At 66.7% G+C, this 20,840-nt stretch carries 15 protein-coding genes and 1 pseudogene; 5 read left to right on the forward strand and 11 right to left on the reverse strand.

Features of this window, described 5'->3' with window-relative positions; all coding sequences use genetic code 11:
* Nucleotides 1-16 precede the first annotated feature (16 nt).
* A complete protein-coding gene (locus ACQP1G_RS31975; protein WP_433193348.1) occupies nucleotides 17-1,057 on the reverse strand; it encodes an aldo/keto reductase in 1,041 nt (346 codons plus the stop codon).
* Between the two features lie 137 nt (nucleotides 1,058-1,194).
* On the opposite strand from ACQP1G_RS31975, the gene ACQP1G_RS31980 reads away from it, so the two are divergent.
* A complete protein-coding gene (locus ACQP1G_RS31980) occupies nucleotides 1,195-2,061 on the forward strand; it encodes a helix-turn-helix transcriptional regulator (protein ID WP_433193349.1) in 867 nt (288 codons plus the stop codon).
* A gap of 31 nt (nucleotides 2,062-2,092) precedes the next feature.
* On the opposite strand, the gene ACQP1G_RS31985 is transcribed toward ACQP1G_RS31980, so the two are convergent.
* The 5 genes from ACQP1G_RS31985 to ACQP1G_RS32005 form a co-directional block, all read right to left on the reverse strand.
* Nucleotides 2,093-3,739 (reverse strand): serine/threonine-protein kinase, encoded by a 1,647-nt coding sequence (locus ACQP1G_RS31985; protein ID WP_433193350.1) that lies wholly within the window; start codon nucleotides 3,737-3,739, stop codon nucleotides 2,093-2,095.
* A gap of 103 nt (nucleotides 3,740-3,842) precedes the next feature.
* A complete protein-coding gene (locus ACQP1G_RS31990; protein WP_433193352.1) occupies nucleotides 3,843-5,594 on the reverse strand; it encodes a penicillin-binding transpeptidase domain-containing protein in 1,752 nt (583 codons plus the stop codon).
* A gap of 84 nt (nucleotides 5,595-5,678) precedes the next feature.
* Nucleotides 5,679-6,539 carry an arylamine N-acetyltransferase family protein gene (locus ACQP1G_RS31995; protein ID WP_433193354.1) on the reverse strand — a complete coding sequence of 287 codons (861 nt, stop codon included), beginning with the start codon at nucleotides 6,537-6,539 and terminating at the stop codon, nucleotides 5,679-5,681.
* Between the two features lie 69 nt (nucleotides 6,540-6,608).
* Nucleotides 6,609-7,610, reverse strand: a complete 1,002-nt coding sequence (locus tag ACQP1G_RS32000; RefSeq protein ID WP_433193355.1) for an alpha/beta hydrolase family protein — start codon at nucleotides 7,608-7,610, stop codon at nucleotides 6,609-6,611.
* A 20-nt stretch (nucleotides 7,611-7,630) separates the two neighbouring features.
* Entirely contained in the window at nucleotides 7,631-8,839 is a 1,209-nt protein-coding gene (locus tag ACQP1G_RS32005; protein WP_433193356.1) for an MFS transporter, read from the reverse strand.
* Between the two features lie 109 nt (nucleotides 8,840-8,948).
* Here ACQP1G_RS32005 and ACQP1G_RS32010 point away from each other — a divergent pair, with 109 nt between their 5' ends.
* The 3 genes and pseudogenes from ACQP1G_RS32010 (at nucleotide 8,949) to ACQP1G_RS32020 (ending at nucleotide 10,886) form a co-directional block, all read left to right on the forward strand.
* A complete protein-coding gene (locus tag ACQP1G_RS32010) occupies nucleotides 8,949-9,281 on the forward strand; it encodes an ArsR/SmtB family transcription factor (RefSeq protein ID WP_433193357.1) in 333 nt (110 codons plus the stop codon).
* Between the two features lie 21 nt (nucleotides 9,282-9,302).
* Nucleotides 9,303-9,611, forward strand: a pseudogene (locus ACQP1G_RS32015) (tellurite resistance TerB family protein); the annotation flags it as partial.
* Between the two features lie 96 nt (nucleotides 9,612-9,707).
* Entirely contained in the window at nucleotides 9,708-10,886 is a 1,179-nt protein-coding gene (locus ACQP1G_RS32020; RefSeq protein WP_433193358.1) for a winged helix DNA-binding domain-containing protein, read from the forward strand.
* A 14-nt stretch (nucleotides 10,887-10,900) separates the two neighbouring features.
* Here the strand turns inward: ACQP1G_RS32020 and nadC are convergent, their stop codons facing one another.
* From nadC to nadA, 3 genes are all read right to left on the reverse strand, one after another.
* Complete coding sequence (gene nadC / locus ACQP1G_RS32025; RefSeq protein ID WP_433193359.1) at nucleotides 10,901-11,761, reverse strand: carboxylating nicotinate-nucleotide diphosphorylase; 861 nt, start codon at nucleotides 11,759-11,761, stop codon at nucleotides 10,901-10,903.
* Nucleotides 11,762-11,843: 82 nt separating this feature from the next.
* Nucleotides 11,844-13,562 (reverse strand): L-aspartate oxidase, encoded by a 1,719-nt coding sequence (locus tag ACQP1G_RS32030; protein ID WP_433193360.1) that lies wholly within the window; start codon nucleotides 13,560-13,562, stop codon nucleotides 11,844-11,846.
* A 141-nt stretch (nucleotides 13,563-13,703) separates the two neighbouring features.
* The gene (gene nadA / locus ACQP1G_RS32035; protein ID WP_433193361.1) at nucleotides 13,704-14,747 is read right to left on the reverse strand and encodes a quinolinate synthase NadA; all 1,044 of its coding nucleotides are present in this window, start codon (nucleotides 14,745-14,747) and stop codon (nucleotides 13,704-13,706) included.
* A gap of 92 nt (nucleotides 14,748-14,839) precedes the next feature.
* Here nadA and ACQP1G_RS32040 point away from each other — a divergent pair, with 92 nt between their 5' ends.
* Nucleotides 14,840-15,598: an NUDIX hydrolase gene (locus ACQP1G_RS32040; protein ID WP_433193362.1), complete on the forward strand. Its 759-nt coding sequence runs from the start codon at nucleotides 14,840-14,842 to the stop codon at nucleotides 15,596-15,598.
* Between the two features lie 755 nt (nucleotides 15,599-16,353).
* On the opposite strand, the gene ACQP1G_RS32045 is transcribed toward ACQP1G_RS32040, so the two are convergent.
* Together ACQP1G_RS32045 and ACQP1G_RS32050 are read right to left on the reverse strand one after the other, a co-directional pair.
* Nucleotides 16,354-16,539, reverse strand: coding sequence for a hypothetical protein (locus tag ACQP1G_RS32045; RefSeq protein WP_433193363.1), 186 nt, complete (start codon nucleotides 16,537-16,539; stop codon nucleotides 16,354-16,356).
* Between the two features lie 124 nt (nucleotides 16,540-16,663).
* Nucleotides 16,664-20,701: a hypothetical protein gene (locus tag ACQP1G_RS32050; RefSeq protein WP_433193364.1), complete on the reverse strand. Its 4,038-nt coding sequence runs from the start codon at nucleotides 20,699-20,701 to the stop codon at nucleotides 16,664-16,666.
* Nucleotides 20,702-20,840: the final 139 nt, after the last annotated feature.

Consider the following 20,840-nt stretch of genomic DNA (forward strand, 5'->3'; position numbering starts at 1 on the left):
ATCGTGAGCGTGGGTCTTATGCGCGGGCGGGGCCGGTGCCCGCGCCGGTGGCGATGATTGCGGACTCGATCGCGGCCAGATCGTCAGCGGCGAGGACCAGGTCGCTGGCACCGAGCCAGCCGTCGATCTGGGCGGCAGTGCGGGCGCCGACGATCGCGCCGGTTACGCCGGGCCACGCGGTCGCCCAGGCCAGGGCCACCTCGGCGACAGTGACTCCGTGTCGGGTCGCGATCGGGCGTAGTGCCTCGACGAGGGCGAGGTTGGCGGACAGGCCCGTGGTGAAGTCGGGGTGTGAGCCGCGCCAGTCCTCATCGGAAAGATTCCGTAACCTCTCCTCGCTGAACGTGCCGGTGAGCAGGCCCGATTGCAGCGGCGAGTAGGCGATCACACCGGTGCCGTTATTACGTGCCCATTCGATATCGGCCGCGGCCGAACGGTTGATCATCGAGAACGGCGGCTGAATCACATCGACGTGGGCGATGGATTCGGCGACCTCCAGTTGGGCCGCGTCATGGTTGGACAGGCCGATGGCACGTACCTTGCCCTCCTTCTTCAGATCGGCCATGACCTGCCAGTACTCCTGGAGTGGAGTGGCCCGGTCATTGGCCTCACCGTCGGCGCCGTATACGAAGACCGCACCGGTATCGGGCCAATGCACCAGGTACAGGTCGATCTGATCGGCGCGCAGTCGACGCAGCGAATCCTCGATTTCGTTGCGCACCACATCGGGTCGCATGATCCGCCGCGGCGGCCCGGAGCGGTCGTCGCCTTCCGCCCAGATCAGACCGGTCTTGGTGACCAGGTAGGGCCGCTCGGCCGCCGGGATGTCGGCGAGCGCGCGACCGACCAGTTCCTCGGCATGTCCGACACCGTAGGCAGGCGCGGTGTCGATCCAGTTGATGCCGGCGCCGACCGCGTGTTGGATGGCGGCGATCGAGTCGGCGTCGTCGGTGGCCCCCCACGAGTACTGCCAACCCGACCCGCCGAAGACCCAGGTGCCGAAGCCGAGCGGGGTGATATTCATACCGGTGTCGCCGAAGGGGCGGGTGTCACTCATTGTGTGTCTCCTCGTCACCGGAACCGTTCCGGCGGTGATCACTACTTTCGGCGCCGGTGACAGCGGTAAACAGCGCCGCGCGAGCCTGGGCACCCCGTGACCACCCTGGCGCGCTATTGCCCGGTAATACTGGAGTCGTGAGTCTGGATCGACGCGCCGAACTCGGCGAATTCCTCCGTTCCCGGCGGGCGCGCCTGAGCCCCGAGGAAGTCGGCCTGCCCGATTACGGCAACCGCCGACGAGTGCCCGGCCTGCGCCGTGAGGAACTGGCCATGGTGGCCGGGGTCAGCGTCGATCACTACGTGCGCCTGGAACAGGGGCGTACCCTGCACTTTTCGGAATCTGTGCTGGACGCCGTCGCGCAGGCGCTGCGATTGAATCCGGTGGAACGCGAGCATCTATATCGGCTGGCACGCCCCTGGTCCGGTGCGGAACCACCGGCCGAGCAGCAGGTTCGTCCCGGATTGCGCACGCTGCTCGACGCGGCCGCCGATGTGCCCGCCTACATTGTGGGCCGAGGCACCACTGTGCTCGCGTGGAACGCACTGGCCGCCGCGCTCATCACCGATTTCGGCGCGCTACCACCCCGCGAACGCAATCTGGCCCGGCTGGTCTTCCTCGACGAGGGGATGCGGGAGCTATACGAGGATTGGGCGGCGAAGGCCGCCGACGTCGTCGCCTATCTCCGACTGGATATCGCACGCAATCCCGGCGATGCGGGTATCGCGGCCCTCATCGATGAGCTGAGCACCGAGCCCGAGTTCCACAAGCTATGGGAGCAGCACGAACTCAAGGACAAGACGCACGGCCGCTATGTGTACCTGCATCCGGTGGTCGGCAGGCTGGACCTGGGTTTCGAGACACTGCGCCTGCCCGATGATCTGGATCAGGCGCTGATCATGCACACCACCGAGCCGGATTCGCCGAGCGCAACGGCATTGCGGTTACTCGCGACGTGGGCGCGGACCTCGGGGCCGGCTCCCGCTGACTCACTGCTCGGGTGATGGGTCCCGCCGTGGCCACCCGCGGTCGTGACTAGCGGGCGTCGCCGCTGCGCGTATCGCTGTCGATCAGCAGTTTTCCGCTGCTCGCCCCGATGACCCGCAGCATCAACTGCTTGGTCTGACCGTTGACGGTGAGGCTGGCCAGACGCATATCGATCGAACCGTCGGCATTGTTCTTGCGCGAGGGCGCATCGATATCGGAGAAGGTATCGATGGTGCGCGAACTCCAGTACTGCTTGAAGGCCGACTCGCTCCCGTACACCTTCTGTGCCGCTGGCGTCAGCATCGACCACGATCCGGCAGGGTTGCTGTAGAAGTCGACCACCAACTGGCCCGCCGGCCCGATATCAACCGTGCCCTGGCTCGGCGTCTGACCGAGCGAGCCCGCAGCCGCCGTGGAACTGGCGCCCGACGACCTCGCGGACGATGACGGCGGACTCGCTTGCACCGACGGCGTATTGGTACCCGACTGGCTCAGCGCACCGATCAGGATGGCCACGACGGCCACCACCGCACCGGCGGTCGCGCCGATCAAGACCGCCTTGCGCTTACCACCGGACTTGCGCGGCACCGGACGCGGCTGCGTGGTCGTCCGCGGATGCGTCGCGGTGCGCGGATGCTCTGAGCCGTTACCGGAGTTGTTGGGGCGGACCGAATTTCGTGGCGGCGGCACCGGACGTGGCTGCCGCGCGGTCGGCTGGTGCTCCGGCGTCGGATTCGCAGGCGGGCGCAGGGCACGGGTGGCGGATTCGCCGCGGCGGCCGAAAGCCTCACTGGCGGGGACGAATCCGGCGTGCGCGGGTGCGGAGCCCGAGTCGGCGAGCGCGGACAGGTGTTCGCGGGCAGCGCGCATGGTCGGCCGGTCCATGGGTTCCGGGCTGAGCAGATCCAGCAGGAAGTCGGTGGCCGGGCCGGCATGTCGCGGCTCGCTCACCTGACCATTGGCCGCGGCGTACAGCACGGCCAGCGGGTTGGCGCTGGAACCATACGGCGGTTCGCCCTCCAGCGCGTGGAAAAGCGTCGCGCCCAAGGCGAATACGTCGGCGGCGGGCGTCGGGTCGGCGCCACGCGCGACCTCCGGCGCGAGGTAGGCGGCGGTACCGCAGATCAGACCGGTCTCGGTGAGGGTGACGTCACCGGTGGCACGGGAGATGCCGAAGTCGGTGATCTTCACGGTGCCGGTGTCGTCGAGCAGGATATTGCCCGGTTTGACGTCGCGGTGCACGATCCCGGCATGGTGCGCGGCGATCAACGCCGAGGCGACCTGCTCACCGATCCGCGCGACCTGGGTGAGCGGCAGCATGCCCTGCGCCGAGATCACCCCGGCCAGACTGTTCGACTTCAGGTACTCCATCACCAGGCAGGGATCGCCGTCGTGCTCGGTGATATCGAAGACCACGATCGCATTCGGATGCTGGAAGCGTGCCGCATTGCGGGCCTCGCGAATCGCGCGCTGGCGCATCACATCGCGCTCGGCCTCGGGCAGGCTCGCTTTGATGTGGATCTGCTTGACCGCGACCGAGCGCTGCAGGCGTTCGTCGATGGCACGCCAAACCACGCCTGTGCCGCCGCTACCAATCCGCTCGACCAGGCGGTAGTGCTCCGCGATCAATTGACCGGTATCGATGGCGCCTACTCCGAACCTTCTCGAGATCGTGACATCACGCGTATTGACCATCTACGCGTTACGCCGACGAGTGTAGCGGGGCGCAATCCTCGGGACGCGGCTGCGGGGGTACATTCGCCGCCCACACCGCGCCGAGCACTGCTGCCATGCTATTTCAACGCCGTGCACGAAGCATACGACCCGCGGCCTCCACCGCCGGACCCGAGCTGTTCGCATCGCTGACGAAGACGGCAAAGGCCAGGTCACCGTCGATGCCGACGAACCAGCCGTGCGCATGTTTGTCATCGATGTACTCGGCGGTGCCGGTCTTGCCGATCAGGCCGGGGATATCCCGCAGCGCGGTCGCCGTGCCGCCGGTGATGGTCTCGCGCATCATCGTTTTCAGTTGTTCATCGATCGTCGGTGGCAGTGGCGGCGGTATGTGGTCGGCGACGCCGGGCGCTCCGTCGACGACCATCGGCAGCGGCATCGATCCGCGCGCGATGGCGGCGGCTACCAGTGCCATGCCGAACGGCGATGCCGTCACCTTGCCCTGGCCGATGCCGGACTCCACCCGCAGCACCGGGGTGTCGGCGGTCGGCACCTTGCCGGTGACGGTGGTCAGGCCGGGTGTGACGAAGTCGATGCCGAGGCCGAGTTGTGCCGCGGCGTCGGTCAGGCCGTTGGGTGGGAGATTCACCGCGAGCTGGCCCATGGTGGTGTTGCAGGACTGGGCGAAGGCGGTGTGCAGCGGCACATTGCCGAGATCGAAGTTGTTGTCGTTGGGAATGCGGCGGCCCTCGATATTCGCGGTGGCCGGGCACGGCAGCACGGTGTCTGGGGTCACCGCGCCGGATTGCAGAGCGGCGGAGACGGTGACCGTCTTGAAGGTCGAACCGGGCGGGTACAGACCGGTGAGCGCGATCGGGCCCTGTGCGTCGGCGGCCGCGCTCTGTGCGACGGCGAGCACCTTTCCGGTGGACGGTTGCACTGCGACGATCGCGGCGGGCTGGGTGACCGGCGTCAACGCGCTCTCCGCGGCGCGCAGCAGATCGGTGTCGAGGGTGGTCACGATGTCCGCGCTGGGTTTCGGATCCTGGCCGGCGATGCGTTCGGTGCCATCGGCGGTCTGCGCCCGCACCGCCCAGCCAGCGGCTGTGTCGGCGGAGCTCTGCCACAGGTCGACCAGGTCGGACAGTACCGGGGAAGCGAGGGATTTGTCGGTGGCCAGCAGGCGGGTCTGCGGTGCGAGCGTGACGCCGGGAATCGCGGCGAGCGCCGTCTGGATCGGCGCGATATCGGCGTCGCGCAGCGTGATCGCGGTGACCGACTTGCCCTGGGCCGCAGCCAGATCCGATTGCAGCGATGGGGCGGTGATATCTCCCGCGACGGGTCCGAGTACGGCGGCGAGCGCTGCGGTGTCGGCACCCGGGGCGATATTCACCACGGTCACCACCTGCTCGGTCATCAACTCACCGCCCGATGCCTCGAGGATGCGAGCGGGCTTCGGGTAGGTGGTGGCGTAGGTCAGAGGACCTTTGGCGAGGCCGGGCGCGATGGCGTCGGGATCCCACTTGACCTTCCAGCCGTCGCCGGTATCGCTGGCCGTGGCGTTGGTGGTGTAGCTCCACTCGTTCTTGCCGTCTTTGCCGAGTTTCCAGGTGGCGGCGAGGGTGATGGAGTTCCTGTCCGCACTGCGGACATCGAATTCGACCTCTGTGCCGAGCCCGTCGTAGAGCTTGCTCAGCGCATCCGCGGCCTTGGCCGGATCGTCGGTGAGTGCGGCGGCAGCCGCGATATCGTCCCGGCTCAGCGCGTCGGCGAACTGCCCGGCGACGGTGTCGGGCTGATCCGGTCCGGAACTGCAGCAGGTCAGGGCCAGGGCGGGGGCTGCGAACAGGACTAGGAGATTCCGGTATGCGCGCACCCGGCCGACTCTAACCGCCCATGGCATCCAGCCTGGGTAACCCGCACGGACCGCCGCGTCGGGTTCGCGCACCCGCTGGCCGGGTCAGTCGAGCCAAGGGGCCTCGGCGAGGGCCGCCGCGTCGGGTTCGCTGAGATCGATATCGAAGACCTCGGCGAGGATCTTGGGCAGTTCGGCGGCGTCGACTTCGCGGGTTTCGCTGGAGCCGTCGGGATGTTCGGTGATGAGGGTGAGTCCGTCGAGGATGTGGTGCACATCCGGGAGGAAGCGCTGCACGAACGGCCGCGTGGTGAACGGTGACCGTGGGGAGGTGGACACGAAATGGTTGCCGATGGCGAAATCGATGCGGTACTGCGGGTTCAGCGTGAAGGTGTAGCGGTCGATCCAGCCTTCACGGCCGAACTGGTGCAGCACCCAAAGGTCGCTGTCCAGCTCACCGGTGGTGTGCTCGAGTCGGAATCGCCAATCCCCGAGCGCGAATTCGCCGCCCTCGACCAGTTCGTAGGGTGCGAGCGGGCCGGAGCCGAAGCCGACATCTACCAGCCACACTCGTTCGTCGTCGCCGGTGGTGACGCGCAACAGGGCATGTGTGGCGGGACGCAGGCCGCCGGGCGCGCCCATGGTAACCCGGCCGCTGAGACCGGTGACGCCGAAGCCGAGCCGTTCCAGCGCGGCGGCGAACAGGCCGACGTTCTCGTAGCAGTAGCCGCCGCGACGCTGCCGAATCATCTTGTCCTGCAACGCTTCCAGTTCGAGTGGCACCGGGCGGCCGAGGATGGTCTCCAGGTTCTCGAACGGGATCGTGGTGGTGTGCGCGTAGACCAGGGCTCGCAGTGTCGCCAGTGTCGCAGTGCGGTCGCCGTCGTAGCCGATGCGGGCGAGGTAGGCGTCGAGGTCCAATTCGTCGCCGTTCCAGTGGTAGGCCGGGTCGTTCGGCTTATACATCGCACCTCTCCTCGTATCGGTCTGCTCGAATGAACCACACCTACCTGGTGAGTGTTCCCACGGACTGATTCAGGCGGCGCATTTGGCGTTCGGCGGGGCCGCGGGGGTGGTGTCGATGCCGCGGGCGACATCGACCAGATAGTCGCGGTCGGGTCCGTCGACGGGTTCTGTGCCCATGAGCAGCCTCTCGACGACGCAGCCGCCCTCGAAGTACGCGGGACCGATGCTGTGATCACCGGGCACCACCGCGCCGTACAGATCGCGGCCGCTGACGATGGTGTACATCGAGGTGGGTTTGCCCGCAGCGAGCAGTCCGGCGCGCATCTCCAGGGTCGCCGAATACGGCACCACATCGTCACTGGTGCCGTGGACGAGGAAGGCGCGTTTTATGCCCATCCGGGCGCCCAGCAGGGCGGGGGACCGTTCGGCGTAGGCCTGCGGGCACACCGTCGGGACACAGCCGCCCGCGTCACGTTCGATCTGAGCCGGTAGCGCGGGATCGATACCCGCCGCGTTGAGCCATATCGTGAAATCGTCCGCGGGACCGTAGTTGTCGACCCAGTAGTCGAACAGTCCCGGTGCGCCGTATGCCGCCGCGAGGCCGCTCATGGTGCCGCCCTGACTCCAGCCCCACAGCACGGTGCGGCCGATCGCGGGGTGTTCGTTCTTGTACCACTGGGTGGCGGTGACGATATCGCGCCAGCCCGCCCACAGGTTCCAGTCGCCGGTCCGCCAGACGCTGGTCGCGCTGCGCGCGTCCATGGACAGGATCGGGGTCGCGTTCCGGCCGGCGATCGAGGTCATATATCCGGCGAAGTCGGCGGAGCTGCCGTCGTGGCCGTGTACCACGACGACCAGATCATGCGGCGTCAGATCGCCCGCCGCACACCGGTACGGCTCGTACACGCGGCCGGTGGCCTCCTCGCCGTCCACCGTCAGGGTCACCGGCCTGACGTCCACTTGGACCGCGCACTCCGGCTCGGCCGATACGGGCGGTGCGGCAAAACTCGTCGTCGACACCGCGGTGAGCAGCACACAGCAGGCCGTCAGCAGTAGGTATCCGTACCTCATCCTGGAATGATGTCATGCGGCTATCGCGGTCCGGCTGCAGCGGCGGCGCGCGTCGCGACGAATCCCGCGCCGAGCACGGCCGCGACACCGACCACACCCGCGAAGGTCGTCGCGCCGGCCGGCAGACCGATTGCGTCACTGAGGAATCCGGCCGACAGTGGGAGCACGGCGGCGGGCAGATAGCCGCCGACGTTCTGGGCGGCATTGGCCTCGGCCAACCGATCGGCGGGCACATTCGCGCCGATGGCGGTGAGACCGCCGAATTGCCCCATGCCCTGGCCGATTCCGGCGAATAGCGCGGCGACGGCGAATAGCGCGATCGATGACAGTCGCAGCGCTGAGGCCAGGGTGACCATGCTGAGCAGGGTGGCCGCGGCGCTGCCGAGCAGGATCGCGGGCAGCCGCAGCCGCCGCACCGCGAATTGGATCCCGGTGGCACCGACGAACATGACAAAGGCCAGACCACCCGCGAGCACTCGGTTGGTGGCACCCAACAGGTTCGACAGCAGCGAGGGTCCGAGCGAGAGCACAAACGACGTGGCCGTGATGCCCGGTGCGAAAGCCGCGATGCCGAGCAGTACCGCAGTGCGGCCACCCGGTGCGACCGCGGGGATACGGATGCACGGGCCGCGCCCGCCCGCGCCCTTGGGTAGGTCGAGCCGAGCGACTACCGCGAAAGCCGAAGCGAGCAGGACGATCTCTACGACAAAGATGGTTACGGTCGGGCCGGGAACGGCCTGCGACAGCACACCCGCCAGCAGCGGACCGAATCCGGCGCCGAGCACCATGGCCGATGACGCCGCCAGTGCGGCAAGGCGTTTGCGTTCCGGACCGCCGATATCGGTCACTGCCGCCATACCCGCCGACACGGCGGCGCCGACCGCGATCCCGGTGAGCAGACGCGCGATCGCCAGCACCGCAACCGAATTCGCGGTGGCGAACAGTACGCACGCGAGCATGGCGAGGACCACCGCGGGCAGTAGTACCGGCTTGCGGCCGATGCGATCCGAGACCACGCCCGCGACCAGCAGAGCGCCGAGCAAACCGACGATATAGCAGGCGAATACGGCCGTCAGGGTGCCCGAGGAGAAGCCGAGCCGGCGCTGCCATACGACATACAGCGGAGTCGGCGCGTTGGAGAGCACGAAGACCGCGAGCACGGGCCACGCCGCCAGCCAGACCGAGCCCTTGCGCTGCGTGGTTTCCGGCGATGCCGCGAGTGTTGTCATACCGACCTCCACTAGTTCGAAATTTCTCGTACTTGTACGACAGAAGTCGAACTTAGCATCTAGTACGATAGAAGTCGTACTAGGAATTCGCGATCCCTCAGGAGACCCGATGCCCGCGACCGAGACCGCCGCCACGACACTGCCCGAGCCCGCACGCGCCGACCTGCGGCTCGAGGAGGTGCTCGGGGTGCTCAGCGATCCGTTGCGGCTGAGCATGGTGCAGAAATTGCTACTGGAATCCCCCGATACCGATCGTTCCTGCGGCTGGTTCGATATCGATCGGCCGAAATCGACACTGACCCATCACTTTCGGGTGCTACGCGAAGCCGGTGTGACCCGCCAGCGGCAGTACGGGCTGGAGCGGCGCAGCCGAGTGCGGATCGAGGATCTGGATGCACGCTTTCCGGGGCTGCTGGACTTGGTTCGCGCTTGGCGGCCCTAGACGTTTCGGGGGCACGCGGATCCGGCCGAGCGGATGCTGGTGGCCCGGCTCATCGGATCCGATCCGGTACTGCAGAACTTTCCGCTCGACGATCTGCGCGACCTGTTCGAGGACAATTGCGACCGGCTGGTCAGTGATCCTGCGTTCGGGCGCGCGCATGTGATGCAGCAGATCGGCAAGGCGGCGGGTAAGCCGACCGAGGCCAATGCCGTGGTCCAGATCGGAATCATGATCGGCAACGCGGACGGGAACTTCGACCGGAGTGAGATCGCGGCGGTACGTGAGGCGTGCCAAGTACTGCGGTTGGATCCCCAGCAGTTCGGACTCTGAGCGCTCGAGATCTCCGGATCGGATGCGGTGCCGACGAATCGGATGGGTCGGCGGTTTCGGCCGAGCGGATCGATGGGCCGCCGCTAGTATTCGCTTATGCGTTCGATTACCACGGCCGAGCGAAGGGCCAGACTTGCGGAGCGGCATCGGCTGACGCCCGCGAGTCGTACCGACGATATCGCCGAGATCGTCCGATCCCTCGTCGTCTTGCATGCGACCGATCCGGCGACGGTATTCCTATCGGTCGGCGCACGTAGTCATACCGTCGATCCGACGCACGTCGAGAAGGCGCTCTACGACGATCGCGTACTCCTGCGCATGCTGGCGATGCGCCGCACCATGTTCGTCGCGCCGGTCGAATCGGTGCCGGTGTTGCAGGCGTCGTGCGCGGATGCGTTGGCGGACAAGCAACGTCGCACCTATAGCAGGTTCATCGAGCAGGCGGATGTTGTCGATGGGAATGTGCGCGCCTGGCTCGCCGACGTCGAAGAGGAGACACACCAGGCGCTACTCGCCCGCGGCTCGGCCACCGGCGCACAGCTGAGCAAGGATGTGCCCCGGCTCCGCACCCAGGTGAATCCCGCTCCGGACAAGTCGTATTCGAAACCGACCAGCATCACGACCTGGGTGCTGGTGATCCTGGGCGTCGAGGGCCGCATCGTGCGCGGCCGTCCGAATGGCAGTTGGACCAGCAGCCAATACACCTGGGCGCCGATGGAAACGTGGCTGCCGCAAGGCGTTGCGGCCATGCCCGCCGATGTGGCCCGCGTCGAACTCGTCCGGCAGTGGCTCTATACCTTCGGGCCCGCCCCGATCACCGATATCAAGTGGTGGACCGGCTGGACGCTCGGTGAAGTCCGCAAGGCCCTCGCCCGACTCGATGTGGTGGAGGTCGATCTCGACGGCACCACCGGCCTACTGCTCGCCGACGACCAGGACCCGGTCGCCGAGCCCGAGCCATGGGCCGCCCTACTGCCCGCCCTCGATCCGACACCGATGGGCTGGCAGTCGCGCGACTGGTACCTGGGTGCCCACGGGCCCACCCTCTTCGATCGCAATGGCAATGTGGGACCGACCATTTGGTGCAACGGGCGGATCGTCGGCGGTTGGGGCCAGTGCAAGGACGGTGAGATCGCCTACCGGCTACTCGAGGATGTGGGCTCGGAGGCCGAGGCGATGATCGAGGCCGAGGCCGCACGCACCGCCCAGTGGTACGGCGATATCCGCGCGATCCCCCGCTTCCGCACCCCGCTCGAGCGCGAACTCACCGCCTGACCCGATACCGGGCGCTACATGTCGAGGCCGAGGTCCAGGACGCGGACGGAGTGGGTCAGGGCGCCGACGGCCAAATAGTCCACACCGGTACGCGCGTAGTCGGCCGCCACATCCAGGCTCAGTCCGCCCGAGGACTCGAGCTTGGTCTCCGGGGCCATTTTGTCGCGGCGTTGGACGGCGGCTTGGGTCTGCCAGAGGGGGAAGTTGTCCAGCAGGACCAGTTCGACCTTCTCGGCCAGGACGGCGTCCAGTTGTTCGAGGCTGTCGACTTCGACCTCACAGGCGATATCGGGGGCCAGGTCGCGGACGGCGCGCAGTGCGGCGACTACCGAACCAGCGGCGACGACGTGATTGTCCTTGATCAGGGCGGCATCGCCGAGGCCCATGCGGTGGTTGACGCCGCCGCCGACGCGGACCGCGTACTTCTGCAGGGCGCGTAGACCGGGCAGGGTTTTGCGGCTGTCGCGGATGCGGCAGTTGGTGCCCGCCACCGCATCGACCCAGTCCGCGGTGGCGGTAGCGATACCGGAGAGGTGGCAGACCAGGTTGAGCATGGTGCGCTCGGCGGTGAGCAGACCGCGGGTCGGTGCGACCAGCCCGAGCACACTGCGTCCCGGCTCGACCCGGGTGCCGTCGGCAACTCGGTCGGTGATTTCGTAGTTGTCCGCGCCGATCACCTCGTCGAGAACGAGTAGTCCGACGTCGAGCCCGGCGACCGTGCCCGGCTGCCGCGAGACCACCGATGCCTTGACCGCCGCATCGGCGGGAACCGTTGCCGCCGTGGTGATATCGGGGCCGTAGCGCAGATCCTCATCCAGCGCCGTGCGAATCAGCGCCAGCACCTCGTCACGATCCAGGCCGGTATCCAGTCCCATCAGTGCACTCCTCGTCGTACTGCCCGCATCGTTGGCGAGCGATTGCTTTGCCACAGCCATGTCCCACACGCCGGATCGGATGTCATGAGGCGCTCGGGATGGCGTCTTGGGTCCAGTCGGTGAGGTCGAGACCGTCGGGGGCCGGGACCGGATGACCTTCGGGGCCCAGACGTACCGCGCGGCTGTGGCGTTGGTGTTCGTCGGGGGCGGGGTGATCGGAGCGGGTATGGCACCCCCGGCTTTCGGTGCGCGCCGCCGCGGAGAGCAGGAGCACCTGGGCGGTGAGGGTGAGCGCGGCATCCTCGAACGCGGTGATGCGTTGCGCCGCAGCAGTACCATCCACGTCCGCCTTGCCGTGCAGCGCGGAGATATCGCTGGCCGCCGCGCCGGTCGCGCCCGCGATTCGATGAGCGGCACCGGTCAACTCGGCTCGCAAGCGGGTTGCGGCACTGTGCGACACCGCATCTCGCAATCGCAGCGCCGCCTCCGCGAGCCCGGCGGCATCGCGAACCACCGAGGCGTGCAATGTCATCGACTGCTGCACCAGGGCTCGCGCGGCACGCGGCACGGTATGGAAGGAAACCTCGGTCACATGGGCGTCCTCGCCGAGGCGTTCGGCCGCGGCCACCCCGGCCCGTTCGCCGACCACCAGACCCTCCAGCAAGCTGTTCGAGGCCAGTCGATTGGCACCGTGCAGTCCGGTACGCGCCACCTCACCCGCGGCGTACAGACCGGGAACCGCGGTCCGACCGTGGGTGTCGGTGACGATCCCGCCGCATTGATAGTGCGCGGCGGGCGCGACCGGGATGAGATCGGAGCGCGGATCGACCCCCGCGGCCAGGCAGGACGCGGTGATCGTCGGAAAGCGTTGTGGGAAGCCGTCGATCGCCCGAGCATCGAGGTAGACGTGATCGGTGCCGAGCGCGCGCATCCGCGCGGCGATGGCACGCGACACCACGTCGCGAGGTGCCAGATCGCCACGGGGGTGCACACCCGCGGTCACCGAATTCCCTTCCGAATCCACCAGTGTCGCGCCCTCGCCGCGCACGGCCTCGCTGATCAATGGCCTGCGACCGAGCCCACCCGGGGTGTAGAGGACGGTCGGGTGGAATTGCACGAATTCCAGATCGGCCACCGTCGCCCCAGCCCAGAGGGCCAGCGCGATGCCGTCGGCGGTCGCGCCCGGCGGATTCGTGCTCAACGCGTACAGCTGGCCGAGCCCGCCGGTGGCCAATAGCACGGCCGGTGCGTGCACGACCCCGAAGCCGTTCTCGGACACCGCGATCACGCCCTGCACACCGGTCCGGCCGGTGACGATCTCCAATGCCGCGGCGCCGAACAGGACCGGCAGTCCGGCCGCGTTCAGCGCACGCTGCACCTCGGCGCCGGTGGCATCGCCTCCGGCATGGATGATCCGGCGTGTGCTGTGTCCGCCCTCGCGGGTGCGCGAAATCTGGCCGTCCCGAGCGAGATCGAAGACCGCTCCGAGATCGGTCAGCGCGGCGACGGCGGCCTGACCGCCCTCCACGATCGATCGCACCGCTGCCTCGTCACACAGCCCGGCGCCGGCCTCGACCGTATCGATCACGTGGGACTCGACCGAATCCTCGTGCGGCGCAACGACGGCGATACCGCCTTGGGCGTACTGGGTTGCGGTATCGGTCGGGCCGCCTTTACTCAGGATGAGCACCCGCAGACCACGCAGTGACGCGGTGCGGGCCGCGGTCAGCCCCGCGACGCCACCACCGAGTACGACCAGATCGGCTTCGGCCTCCCAATCGATCCGCGGCGCGGGGGTCATGCGCCCCACCCCTTCTCCGAGGTGATGTCCTCGAATGCGGCGCCGCCGGCCCGATCGGCGTGGCCGCGCGCGGTGCTCATTTCTTACCGCCGCTCCGGCCGAGCGCGGGTGCCGCGCTCATCTCGATGGCGAGACGGGCGTTCATTCCGCACCGCCGGGGTGGCCGATCTCGATCATCCGCTGCACCGAATTACGAGCCAGCGCAGCGGTTTCCAGATCGACGTGCACCTCATCGGTGTTCTCGACGAGTGCGCGCAGCAGCGCCGCGGGAGTGATCATCTTCATGTACTTGCAGGACGCGCGGTCGTTGACAGCCTGGAAGTCGATGCCGGGAGCAGCCTTTCGCAGCTGGTGCAGCATGCCGACCTCGGTGGCGACCAGGACCTGGTTCGATTTCGCGGCCTTGGCCGCGTCGATCATGCCGCCGGTGGACAGGATGTGCACCCGGTCGGCCGGGAACGAGCCCGCGCCCGCGAGGTACAACGCCGAAGTGGCGCAACCGCATTCGGGGTGCACGAACAGTTCGGCATCGGGGTGGGTGCGGGCCTGCTCGGTCAGCTCATCGCCGTTGATCCCGGCGTGCACATGGCATTCGCCCGCCCAGATGTGCATATTCTCGCGGCCGGTGACGCGCTTGACGTGTGCGCCGAGGAACTGGTCCGGCAGGAACAGCACCTCACGATCGGGATCGATGGAGGCCACGACGTCGACGGCGTTCGACGAGGTGCAGCAGATATCGGTGAGCGCCTTCACCGCGGCCGTGGTGTTCACGTACGAGACGACCACCGCATTCGGGAATTCGGCCTTCCAGGCCCGCAATTCGTCGGCGGTGATGGAATCGGCCAGCGAACAGCCCGCCCGCTGATCCGGGATGAGCACCGTCTTCTCGGGGCTGAGGATCTTGGCCGTCTCGGCCATGAAATGCACGCCACAGAACACGATGGTGTCCTCGGGGGCCTCGGCCGCGATGCGGGACAGCGCCAGCGAATCGCCGACGTGATCGGCGACATCCTGGATCTCGGGCAGCTGATAGTTGTGCGCGAGAATCGTCGCGTTGCGCTCCCTGGCGAGGCGCTTGATCTCGGCCGCCCACTCCGGCGTGGCCTCGACACCGGCGAATCCGGTCGGACCGTCGAATACCTGCCCCATCAGCGGGGGCGCCAGCTTCGCACCCATCGTCGCCATGATGGCTCCTCTCCTCGTGCGATCGGAGCTTGTGCCTATTCACATGGCAGCCGATTCACACCAAACCAGGTTTTCGACTTATAATCGAAAACGTGCCCCATAGTAACACCATCCACGAAACGCTTACCGCGGTGTTCCAGGTTCGGCGCTTCCCCGACGACGTCAGCGCAGGTAGCAGCCCTGCGCGGGTGACGGATGAGCTGATTCGCCCCTGTCCGCCGGGTCAGCGCAGCGAACTCGCGGTGTTGCTGTGGGAGCGCGCCCTCGACCCGCAGAAGGGCACCTGGTCGCTACCCGGCGGCCGCCTGCGCGACGACGAGGATCTCAATATCTCGGCCCGTCGTCAGCTCGCTGAGAAAGTCGATGTGCGCGAGTTGGCCCATCTCGAACAGCTGTCGGTATTCAGCAATCCGGACCGAGTGCCCGCGCCGCGCCGAATCGCCTCGGCCTATCTGGGCCTGGTCCCGCTCACCGCGGATCCGCAACTGCCCTCGGATACCGCCTGGCATCCGGTGTCGCAGTTGCCGCGCATGTCGTTCGATCACGGCACGGTCGTCGAGCACGCACGCACCCGGCTCGCGGCGAAGCTGTCCTACACCAATATCGCCTTCGCACTGGCCCCGGAACGGTTCACGATGTCGACGCTGCGTGAAATCTATTGCGCCGCACTCGGTTACGAAGTCGACACCACGAATTTGCAGCGAGTTCTCACCCGCCGCAAGGTGATAACACCGACCGGCGCGACCGCCTCCCCCGGCCGGGCAGGTGGACGGCCCGCGGCGGTCTATCGATTCAGCGACTCCGAACTCCGAGTCACCGACGAATTCGCCGCGTTCCGCCCACCCACCTGACCCACTCGATCGCCTCCCCGCGATCGGCCCCCATCCGGCTACCGGAACCCCGAACCGGTCACCGATCCGATCATGAATGGACTGGTGCCGTGGCGACTGTCATAGGCGCCACGGCGCCCGAGCGTGCCCCGATCGCCGTTGACCGGGGCACTCCCCTTCTACTCGGGCAGTCCGCCGGGCACACCCAGATGCCCGGAGCACAGGATCCAGACGACCCAGTTGGACGGGAAGCGGGTCTCCACCGGAGCCGCTCCCGTCAGTACCGATTTCCAGAACATTGCCGTCCCTCCCTTGATCGGCCAGGATCCCCGGGAATCCACGAAGGCGAGTGCGATTGCCCGCCTGCGCTGTTCGAGATATCGAACGATGTCGACGTTAGGGATCAGGAGGTCACGATGAAATGGCCCCTTGCTCGTGCGCACTGAAGACGGCTGGTCACAGTCGAATACGAGTTATCCGGACCGGAAGCGGTCGGTGGCAGACAGCGGGTTCATCTTTCCGGACCGGAGGAAAAGTCCAGCGATCAGGGTTCGGCAGCAGGCTTTCCGACCTGCTCGGCAAGGGTCGTAGCACGCCGATTGCTGGCTGGATGCGCTCGTCGCACGTAATCCCCCACCGGCGGCGACAGTTCGTCTTCCGATGCTGGGTTCTACGCCAGTGGACCCCGCAACCACAGCAGAAACCCCGCTTCCGCGTGCCCCACACGCGTAAACGGGGTCAATAGCTATAAACGTGTCGGCGCTAGCGGATCGACCTCAATCCCGCTCCCGCCCCTGATGTTTCGCATTCCGCCGATACCGCCGTTTACTAGGAATCGGCTGCGCGGCGCTGGACCGCCGCAGCGCATTCCGCCGCCGCCATGCGACCAGATCCGGCCGCTCCGCGGATGCCTCCGGAATCAGCACCGCCTGCCCGTGCCTGGTCAACATATCCTCGCTCATCGCCACCTCCTTCCCATTCCGCAGATCAACCGTGCGCGACAACGGTATCCACGAGCCGCCACCCGCGGCCACTGATTTTCCGCCTGCCCAACCGCTGTCCAAGCCAGAATGCTCGGGCCACCGTCTAATCGCACAGTTGCCGATACGGCATCTGTGGGAGTAGGTCCCGCCACACTCGAGGGGTCAGAACATCCCGGGTGGTATCGCAGATACGGGTGACGGCGTTGCGTGGGTCCAGATCCCACCACCGAACACCGCCCGGAGCGCTGGCGGTCACGAGGAACCCGCCTGCGGGGTGAAATGCCATCACGCGCCCATCATTCGGTACGGCTGTCGCGAGTCGATATCGCACCGGAACAACCGAAGCGCGCTTGCTGAAATCCCACAAGCGTATTTCTGAATCGAGGTTCACTGATGCCAGCAGATGTCCGTCGGGGCTGAAGGCCAATGACATTACCTCAACAGAATTCCCAACCAACGGATCGTCAATCGGTGACGGAGCGACCGGATCGCTGACGTCCCACACTCGAATGGTCCAGTCATCGCTCGAACTCGCCAAGATACGTCCATCCGGACTGAACGCCGCGCGCGCCAACCGCTCTGCTCGCCCCGTCGAGATTCGCCCCAGTGGCGCCGGTTCGGCTGGGTTCGAGATGTTCCACAGCGTCACACTTTCGCCGATCGCGGCAAGCACTCGACCATCCCGACTCAGTGTCAAATCTCGCCCACCGGGGACTTCGATGGAGTCGGCGGCAGCACGCGGATTTGCGCGATCGGTCAGGTCCCATACCTGAATCCGGTCCACAGACGGTGTCATATCCAAGCTGAGCAAGAATTGCGAATCAGGCGTGAAGGCAGCGGCTTTCATACCGTATGGAGTCCGGGGAAATTCCGCCAGTAGTCTTGGCGCCGCCGGATCCGATATGTCGAACAACCTCGGCCGCTTCGCCATTCCCCGGACGAATACAGTGCGCCCGTCTGGGCTGATGACTACATCTGGGTAGGCGTCATCGACCTGTATTCGACCCGCCCGGCGTACTGTGTGTGGATCATCGGTTCGCAAGATCTCGACAGTGCCGGACCACGTGCCGAACGCCAGCAGCTGCCCAGAAGCGTCGAACTTCAGACCCGTAACGTGTTCGGCGAAGCCTGGTGCACCAGAATGCGGCTCCGGCAGTGACCACATCCTGATCGGGCCCTCCAATCCGCCGGTCAGCAATCGCCCATCGGGGCCGAACGCGAGGGCCCGGATGGCACCCATGTCCTTCATTACCGGAGTACTGAGAACCACCGGTTGCTCCGGATTATCGAGTGAGAGCACAGATATCTTCGCGTCGGTGAATCCGATTGCCAATAACCTGCCGTCGGAACTGAAGGCCCGTGGCGCGACCTTCAGAGACGAACCGAGGGCGATCGGCATCCCGACCTGCCTCGGAGCCGCTGGGTCGGACAGGTCCCAGAGCAGCAGGGCCTGGTCGTCGCCACTTGCGACTGCGACCATCCGACCATCGGGACTGAAGGTGGCGTAGTCGTCGTTACTGGGCAGCCAGAACATGGGCCGAGCCTGCCTCGGATCGACAATGTTCCACAGCTGTATGGCCCCGTGGCGATCAACCGCGGTCATGAAATGCCAGTCCGGGCTCAATGTGACGGCACGAAGTGGCTCACCGGTGTCCGACAACATCGGATCGATGGACCTCGGGGCGGCCGGATTCACAATGTCCCAGAAAACGACTGCCCGATCGCGTCCCGGCGTCGCCAGTGTTCTCCCATCCGGACTGAAGCCAACGAAACCGCCGACGCCCGTCCGCACCGGTTCGCCGATCGCCGTCGCGTTCCCTGGTGTCCGCACATCCCACAGGCGTACGGTTCCGTCATAGCTTGCCGATGCCAGCAGACCGCCGTCCGGACTGAAAGCAACGGAGACAACGGAGTCTTCATGCCCGATGAGCGGTCGGCCTAGGGCGACGGGGTGTCGAGGGTCGGACGAATCCCATAGCCGCACAGTCTTGTCGCTGCCCGCAGATGCGAACACCCGTCCATCCGGTCGGAGTGCGAAATCCCACACGATGCCCTCGTGGCCGACGAGCGGCGTCGCCAGCGGCAGCGTTTGCGTATCGAGCAGGCGCGCTCGGGCTTCGAGGTCATCTGGGCGAAGCTTGTTGGCCACCAAGTCGAGTTGGGCTGAGAGCGAAGGGTCTCGATCGTGTAGTCGGTCGGCCTCTGCGAGCACGCTGGCGTAGATCGCGTTGTCGCGTTGAGTTTTCGCGGTGCCACTCTGCACAAAGGCCACACCGGCCAATACCAGCGCGCTCACGACGAGCAACGCGAGGACGACCATCCTGGCTGAGGATCGCCACTGAGTCCGCAGCCGCGCCACCTGCGATGCTGCTAGGAACTCATCGGCCACAACGCCGATCGCACCCCTGTCCGCATGCTCCTGCATCGTGATGAGGCGAGCACCGCGGTACAGCAGCGAGGAGTCGCGGCCGTTGCTTACCCAATCCGCCGCATCCGCCTGCAACCGTTGGCGTTCCAGATATCCGACGCGGTCCTCGTCGATCCAGGTGCGCAGGCGGGGCCAGGCGTCGAGGACGATTTCGTGGGTGAGGTAGGCGGATTCGGCGTCGAGGGTGATCAATCTGGTGCGGGCCAGGACTTCCAGGGCGGTTTCGGCGGCATCGACTGTCTGTTGGATCAGTTCGGCGCGGGTGACTTTGCGGCGGGTGTCGCGGGAGTCGTCGCCGACCGCGACCAAGCCGAGAAGGACTTGCTTACCGATGCTCTGTTGGAAGTCGGTCAGTTCGCCCCAGGCCTTTTCGGCGGTTGCCGCTACCGAGCCGATGACGCCGCCCGCCTCGCGATAGCCGTCGATGGTGAGGCGGGTGCCGTCACGTCGTTGCCATACGGCTGCCATCACGTGCGATACCAAAGGCAGTGCGCCGGGATCGTAGGCTCGGCGGTCGCCGCCGAGGCCGCACAGCTCGCTGATGACGAGTTCTTCGAGTCCGGATTCCAGTTTGTAGCCCGCCAATTCGGCGGGGCGGGTGATGGCTTCGGCGAGTTCGTCCAGGCGCATCGGGCCGAGGAGGTAGCTGCGGTGTTTGAGGGCGTCCTCCAGTACGGGGATGTCGAGGCATCGGGCGTAGAAGTCGGCGCGGACGGCGATGACGACGGCGGCTGGTTCGCGTTCGCCCCGGATCGCGAGGTGTTCCAGGCTGGCGAGGAAAACCGCACGCTCGTCTTCGTTACGGCACAGGGTGAACAGTTCTTCGAACTGGTCGACGATCAGGAGCCGCCGCTGGCCCACGCCCCATTCAGCGAGCGCAGTAGCAACGGATTCCGCAGAGCCGTCGGCCTTCTCGGCATCGGTGGTGCCACCGAGCCGTAGGTCGCTTGCAACCACTGAGCCGTCTCCGTGCCCGCCGTTGTCCGCACGCCCCGCGAGCCCGGCAACATCGGTCGACACCGCTCCGACTGCGATATCCGCAGCCTCCCCACCAGATTCCGTGCGAACCGCGGCGAGCAGTGCCGCGACGGGGGTGGCACCGGGAGTCACGGTTGCGATCGCCCACTCCTCGACCGGCTCGGCGAAGGTCGGAAGCAGACCTGCTGCCAACAGCGAGGATTTGCCCGCACCGGACGCGCCGACCAGCATCACAATGCCGCCGTGTCCCTCGGGACCCACTGTGGCACGGACCAATTCGGCCAGTTCGGCCGTCGGCCTGGTCCGCCCGAAGAACAACTCGGCATCGTCGCGGCGGTACGAGGTCAACCCGAGGTACGGACATTCGGTCGCATCGGTGTCCGGATCCCACTCGTTCGACGCGGCCCACAACCGTTGCCACTCCTGCGCATCCAACAGCGCGGGTGGCACCGGCTCACTCGACTTGCGCGCCTCGTCGATCAGCGTGAGCAGCACGGGCAGAAAGGATTCGAATCGGGCGGGCACATTGCGGCCCGCCTTCCAGTCGCTGATGCGCTGTACCGATGCGCCGCCCTTATGCCCCGGCGCCCGCGTCGCCCGCATCCACGCCTCGGCAGCGGCGGCCACCCGACGCAATGTCGGATTGCCAGCGGCCTCGAAGAGCGCGGCGAACTGTTGCGAGAAAACGGATCTCGGCGATGGTCGCAGACGCGGTTCGCGATGGCTCGAATCCATCTGTCCTCCTGCATGTTCCGATGGCGGGAGCGACACCCCCCGGCGTGCAACGAGACTAGGACGGACCGGGAACGCGCAGCGAGATTTCGCCGATCAAGATAACGAACATGCAGCTAGAACAGCTGAAAAGGGGTTCCGG

Source organism: Nocardia sp. CA-107356, from assembly GCF_050946365.1.
Taxonomy (GTDB): Bacteria; Actinomycetota; Actinomycetes; order Mycobacteriales; family Mycobacteriaceae; genus Nocardia.

What these genes read in the sequence shown, in the direction of transcription:
- ACQP1G_RS31975 (WP_433193348.1), bottom strand. Translation starts at nt 1,057, where the DNA reads ATGAGTGACACCCGCCCCTTCGGCGACACCGGTATGAATATCACCCCG.
- ACQP1G_RS31985 (WP_433193350.1), bottom strand. Translation starts at nt 3,739, where the DNA reads ATGGTCAATACGCGTGATGTCACGATCTCGAGAAGGTTCGGAGTAGGC.
- ACQP1G_RS31995 (WP_433193354.1), bottom strand. Translation starts at nt 6,539, where the DNA reads ATGTATAAGCCGAACGACCCGGCCTACCACTGGAACGGCGACGAATTG.
- ACQP1G_RS32000 (WP_433193355.1), bottom strand. Translation starts at nt 7,610, where the DNA reads ATGAGGTACGGATACCTACTGCTGACGGCCTGCTGTGTGCTGCTCACC.
- ACQP1G_RS32005 (WP_433193356.1), bottom strand. Translation starts at nt 8,839, where the DNA reads ATGACAACACTCGCGGCATCGCCGGAAACCACGCAGCGCAAGGGCTCG.
- ACQP1G_RS32010 (WP_433193357.1), top strand. Translation starts at nt 8,949, where the DNA reads ATGCCCGCGACCGAGACCGCCGCCACGACACTGCCCGAGCCCGCACGC.
- ACQP1G_RS32020 (WP_433193358.1), top strand. Translation starts at nt 9,708, where the DNA reads ATGCGTTCGATTACCACGGCCGAGCGAAGGGCCAGACTTGCGGAGCGG.
- nadC (WP_433193359.1), bottom strand. Translation starts at nt 11,761, where the DNA reads ATGGGACTGGATACCGGCCTGGATCGTGACGAGGTGCTGGCGCTGATT.
- ACQP1G_RS32030 (WP_433193360.1), bottom strand. Translation starts at nt 13,562, where the DNA reads ATGACCCCCGCGCCGCGGATCGATTGGGAGGCCGAAGCCGATCTGGTC.
- nadA (WP_433193361.1), bottom strand. Translation starts at nt 14,747, where the DNA reads ATGGCGACGATGGGTGCGAAGCTGGCGCCCCCGCTGATGGGGCAGGTA.
- ACQP1G_RS32045 (WP_433193363.1), bottom strand. Translation starts at nt 16,539, where the DNA reads ATGAGCGAGGATATGTTGACCAGGCACGGGCAGGCGGTGCTGATTCCG.
- ACQP1G_RS32050 (WP_433193364.1), bottom strand. Translation starts at nt 20,701, where the DNA reads ATGGATTCGAGCCATCGCGAACCGCGTCTGCGACCATCGCCGAGATCC.